General features: G+C 36.8%; 6 protein-coding genes. 3 read left to right on the forward strand and 3 right to left on the reverse strand.

The window, feature by feature from the left end:
- Both E1176_RS04570 and E1176_RS04575 read left to right on the forward strand, forming a co-directional pair.
- Positions 1 to 639: TolC family protein (locus E1176_RS04570; protein WP_185152628.1), on the forward strand; the 639-nt coding region annotated here is incomplete at its 5' end.
- 97 nt (positions 640 to 736) lie between these two features.
- The gene (locus E1176_RS04575) at positions 737 to 1,201 is read left to right on the forward strand and encodes a pyrophosphohydrolase domain-containing protein (RefSeq protein ID WP_155209391.1); all 465 of its coding nucleotides are present in this window, start codon (positions 737 to 739) and stop codon (positions 1,199 to 1,201) included.
- Here the strand turns inward: E1176_RS04575 and E1176_RS04580 are convergent.
- The 3 genes from E1176_RS04580 to E1176_RS04590 all read right to left on the reverse strand — a co-directional run bounded on the left by E1176_RS04580 (position 1,184) and on the right by E1176_RS04590 (position 2,669).
- Positions 1,184 to 2,002 carry a phosphatidylserine decarboxylase gene (locus E1176_RS04580; RefSeq protein WP_155209392.1) on the reverse strand — a complete coding sequence of 273 codons (819 nt, stop codon included), beginning with the start codon at positions 2,000 to 2,002 and terminating at the stop codon, positions 1,184 to 1,186. The two genes, E1176_RS04575 and E1176_RS04580, sit on opposite strands and share 18 nt — an antisense overlap.
- Before the next feature lie 170 nt (positions 2,003 to 2,172).
- Positions 2,173 to 2,415, reverse strand: a complete 243-nt coding sequence (locus E1176_RS04585) for a hypothetical protein (RefSeq protein WP_155209393.1) — start codon at positions 2,413 to 2,415, stop codon at positions 2,173 to 2,175.
- A gap of 8 nt (positions 2,416 to 2,423) precedes the next feature.
- Positions 2,424 to 2,669, reverse strand: a complete 246-nt coding sequence (locus tag E1176_RS04590) for a hypothetical protein (protein WP_155209394.1) — start codon at positions 2,667 to 2,669, stop codon at positions 2,424 to 2,426.
- 407 nt (positions 2,670 to 3,076) lie between these two features.
- Between E1176_RS04590 and E1176_RS04595 the strand changes: the two genes are divergently transcribed.
- A complete protein-coding gene (locus E1176_RS04595) occupies positions 3,077 to 3,976 on the forward strand; it encodes a hypothetical protein (protein ID WP_246205940.1) in 900 nt (299 codons plus the stop codon).
- The last annotated feature ends 1 nt before the right edge of the window (position 3,977 follow it).

The following is a 3,977-nucleotide window of genomic DNA, read 5'->3' on the forward strand; positions in this document are numbered from 1 at the left end:
GAAAACCTGCTCAATAAACTGACTTCTCGCAATGTAGATCTCAAAAAACAATTTATTTCTCAAAAGATCATGAGTCATAATTTAGGTTTAGCACGAGCTGATCGTTATCCAACGGTTTCTCTACGTAGCGGGTTTTCCCATAATAGAAGTCGGGTTGATTTAAGCAATGCTTCATTTCCAAATGGAGAAGGAGGATTTAATCCGGGCCCAGCAGAGCCCTTAAATGCTGTTACTGATAACTATTTTGCCAACTTTACGATTTCCTTCACACTTTTTAATGGAGGCAAAATTAACAGAGCCATCAATAATGCGGTAATTCAAGAAGATATCGCCAATATAAAAACTGAAAAGTTGCGCACTTCACTTTATGCTGATCTGGCAAAAACCTATGATCAATATCAATTAAGACAGCAGTTGTATGGAATTAATGTGCGTAAGGAAGAAGCCGCCAATACCAACCTCTCTATTTCTGAGGATAAGTTCAAAAACGGCTCAATTAACTCTTTCGATTACCGCACCGTCCAAAATAATAGTCTGTTGGCATCTTTGGACAAACTGCAAGCCACTTATAACCTTATTGACTCTCAAATTAGTCTCATGCGCCTAACAGGCGGAATTATAGAGACTTACACCGAATAGTGGCTATTTAAAATTGAGAAAAACATCTCCCTGAGCATTTACTTTTGTGTTGAAAAAAAGTAACATTGAGCTTCAATTTTATAGATAGCAATTTCTTATGAAACAACCAGAATCTCTTCAACAAGTAGCAGAATTTCATAAAACCTTTCAACATCCTGTATTGGATAGCCCGGCTATTCCAGATGAGAAGCGTTGTAAGTTACGTGTATCTCTTATCGCTGAGGAGCTTAAGGAGCTTGAAGAGGCTATCAAAGACAATGACCTCGTAGAAGTTGCTGACGCGCTGTGTGATATCCAATATGTACTGTCTGGAGCCGTCTTAGAGTTTGGCCTGGGTGATAAATTTAAGGCCTTGTTTGATGAGGTACAGCGCTCAAATATGAGTAAAGCCTGTAAAACGGAAGAAGAGGCACAGCAAACGGTTGATCATTACAAAAACGAGAAGGCAACTGATTGTTATTACAAGCAAGTCGATGGTAAATACTTAGTATTCAGAACCTCTGATAACAAAACCTTAAAGTCTATCAATTATTCTCCTGCAGATCTAAAAAGCCTCTTGTAACTGAGAGGAGCAATAGGTATTGCCAACATAAACTGTTTCTCCTACCTCACATACTGTGGGGTACGGTGCTGCAATACAACAAGTGGATCCCAATAAAAATAGACCGATTTCGTCTACAACATTGATATGTGCGTTTAGTTTTACGGCTTCGTTTAGCACAATCGTGCCTACTGCTGGCCCACCTACAATAGATAAATACCATAATTTACCATTAACATCTTCTATCGTAAGGTTTACGCGTTCGTTGCGCATAGCAGGCAGTGAGGGATCATTTTTATAAAGCCATGGCCTAAGCATTACTAAATCACCAGAAATGTGTTCGATGCTTTTAATGATGCCATTAGTTGGCGCATGTATTCTGTGATAATTATTGTTATGTAAAAAAACGTTAGAAAAGTAGTAGTCATCTGGAATCGAACTGCCCAAAGCTCCAAAAATAGCTCTTACATTCTTTTTATCACCTTTTACATTTATTTCAGGAAGCTCGCTCACCTTTCCATAGTCACACAATAGCCCTTCGCACGGCCAAATAAACTCCGATAAGACTTTAGGAGGGGTTTTATATACTCTGGTGAAAAAGTCCTGAAAACTACTATAACCCTCATTGCCCGTAGCAGAGGTAAATTGAGTTAGATAATCAGGGTCTTTGTAATTGAGTTTACAATAGGGCTTTATTACATATTTAGAAAAAGACTTATTGTAAATATTAGCGTAGGCTTTCGATATGGATCGTTGAAAATTTGAGGGTAGATTGCCCCAAATATTTAGCGAGATGAAGCGATAGAAAGTTTGAACTGTCATGTCTAATGATTTTCAAATAATACATACGAAATTCACTAGTACAAGATCAATGCATCGTCTAAATATCTATGGAATTAGGTTTTCTATGGACTAAAAACAATTTTTAGGTGATAAATGAGCTGAGGATATTAGACAGTTTTTAAGTCAATATGACTAATCATTTAAGTCGATCAGGCATAAAACTCAAATTGAAATACCTGTGCATTGTCTACCGGCAACGGTCTCACAGCGAGTATGTGTAAGGAGTTAAATTTATCTACAAACTCTGTTCTGCTGATTCTTACTTTGCTCTCACCAGGAACAATACGGTGGTATTGCATACGGCCTGATTCGTTGGCCGTAGCACTATAAACCACTTTATAATTAAGTGGGGTGGGAGAGGGTACAAACCTCATGTTGCCAAAAGAAGGCATATATTCTACTAATAGGTTTTTTTAAATTCTTCAAAAACCATCGAATTCTGGATGGTATTGTATTGCGCCAATAGCTGATAAGCTGCCTCTGGCACATAATCAAATCGATGTTTAAAGTCTTCTATTTTTTCTACAAGCTCTTGTACATAAAACCTTACCTGCTCCAGGTTTTTACATTTCCTGGGCTTTTCAAAGTGTCTAAGTGTAAATAACTCAAACTCCCGGTCAATTCTCTTATGTTCTTGAGCTTTCATATTGTGTAAAATTGCACTTTATAATAATGGTAATTATAGTAATTAAGATTAATAAGTGCAAATTAGAAACTTAAATATGTGTAATAATGCACAATCTTTTAAGACACATTGAGTCTCTATAGACTTTAAATTATTGAGAAGTATGGCTTGAGTTATAGACTTTTAATCGTCCAGAGCATTTTTAGTGACGTAATAGCGATAGGCTATAAGTGCTTGATCCAGCTTGGAAAGGCGATTTAGGTCGCGCTTACTATATTGAGGCATGATGAGTTTATTAACTCTTGCAAGGGTTTTAAAGAATGCTTTTTTGACGGTTTTCATAAAATGAGCCTCTATTTTATTATATTACAAACAATATTGCACACAAAAACCTTTTAGCAAAATAAAACCAAAACACTAAGCGTAATATGGAAGAAACAGCTACCGGAGAATTTTTAACGATCTGGCATCAAATAATGACCGTGGGTTCGGTTGTAATGGTTCTATTGGCCCTGGTGGTATACCTTGCTCACAAAATCAGGATTTCCTCAATCGGAGATTATAAAGACAAGTATGATTACATCAGGAGTAAGGAAATTAAAACCTATAAAATATGCTTTATCCTTATAGCCATAGGTGTTGCTATGTTTATAAATACTTATGGTAAAGGTGAGCTTAATTTCGATCCTGTATGGTTTTCTGTTAGGCTATTTATAGCCATGGCAGGTGGTACTTTAGTCGGTTATATATCTGCACTTATTTTGCAATATTACTACCCAACAAGGCTTAATAAAAAACTTAAAAAATGGAGATATATGCCTCGGGTTAATCCCAAAACGGGAAATAAAATGAGGCTTTTGAGAGAAGATGAAGAAGATGTTCATCTTGATGAAGGGATGCAGGCAGAAGAAGATGTTTTTTCTGTAGATTATGACGTTTGGATTGATGAATCATCCGGAGATACCAAAATTGAGAAATATAAAGGTCACCTTGAGGCACTGCAGTGTGGTAACTGTGGTTTTTACACACTAAAAGTAGTGCGTGAAGAGATCATCAAACAACCTTCTGATTTGGAGGAAGGAGAACTGATCAAGCATTATGAGTGTCAATATTGCGGTTCTGTGCGCGCTACGCAATTTCATATAGCCAAAGAAGAAAACTACGACAAGTTTAAGCCTGAGACCACCAGCTTTAAGAAAAACACCATGGTAGATGTGGTAAAAGTAGAAATACATGCTTCAACTGGTGAGCGAAAAAACTATGAATTTCAAAATGTGGAAGAAGCGCAAAAATTCTTGTCAGAGTTTGATTACGACAAAGTAAGTTAAA

It is taken from the genome of Fulvivirga aurantia (assembly GCF_009711475.1).
Lineage (GTDB): Bacteria > Bacteroidota > Bacteroidia > Cytophagales > Cyclobacteriaceae > Fulvivirga > Fulvivirga aurantia.

Coding starts and splice junctions, on each gene's coding strand:
- E1176_RS04575 (WP_155209391.1), top strand. CDS start 737: ATGAAACAACCAGAATCTCTTCAACAAGTAGCAGAATTTCATAAAACC.
- E1176_RS04580 (WP_155209392.1), bottom strand. CDS start 2,002: ATGACAGTTCAAACTTTCTATCGCTTCATCTCGCTAAATATTTGGGGC.
- E1176_RS04585 (WP_155209393.1), bottom strand. CDS start 2,415: ATGCCTTCTTTTGGCAACATGAGGTTTGTACCCTCTCCCACCCCACTT.
- E1176_RS04590 (WP_155209394.1), bottom strand. CDS start 2,669: ATGAAAGCTCAAGAACATAAGAGAATTGACCGGGAGTTTGAGTTATTT.
- E1176_RS04595 (WP_246205940.1), top strand. CDS start 3,077: ATGGAAGAAACAGCTACCGGAGAATTTTTAACGATCTGGCATCAAATA.